Consider the following 531-nt stretch of genomic DNA (forward strand, 5'->3'; position numbering starts at 1 on the left):
CAGGGGCGGGGATGGACCCGTTTATGGTTCCTGCTTAAATGTTCCCCAGATTACTGGGGATGAGCCGTTTGTTCGATTTCTTCTAATCGGAATTGGGTTTCTTCTCCCCACGCTTGTGGGGTTGGAAGGCTCAATACCCTCTACATATGGGGGTGTTGAGCCTTCTTTTTTAGAAAAGAGGTTGCTGGCCGGGCATGATGATGCCTCGGATCAGCTCGTCGATTTTCTGCTGTTCGTATCCGTTTTGGATGGTGTGAGCGCGTAGGAGTCTAGCGGCCGCAGCACGTGCGGCGCGGCCCTGGTGTCGCCAGAGGGGGTTATGCAGGTTACCCCGGCCACGATATTCCCGCTCGGACATATTCTCGGCGTGAGTGCCGATAAAGAGGTGCCCGGTGGTGCCTGGTTCTGCGCGGACGCACAGCGGATTATCGCATAGGTGCGTAACAAGCTGATCAGTAATCGCTTCTACGCCGTAAATAATTTCTGCTGCTGCGCGATGCGCACGTAGCATACGCTGGCCTCCGTCGGGGG

The 531-nt window shown here is 56.1% G+C and carries 1 pseudogene; it reads right to left on the bottom strand.

The annotated features are described in order from the left end of the window. Positions 1 to 169 precede the first annotated feature (169 nt). Positions 170 to 531, bottom strand: a pseudogene (locus D8M41_RS11470) (HNH endonuclease); the annotation flags it as partial.

The sequence above is a fragment of the Rothia sp. HSID18069 genome (assembly GCF_003989155.1).
GTDB classification, from domain to species: Bacteria; Actinomycetota; Actinomycetes; order Actinomycetales; family Micrococcaceae; genus Rothia; species Rothia aeria.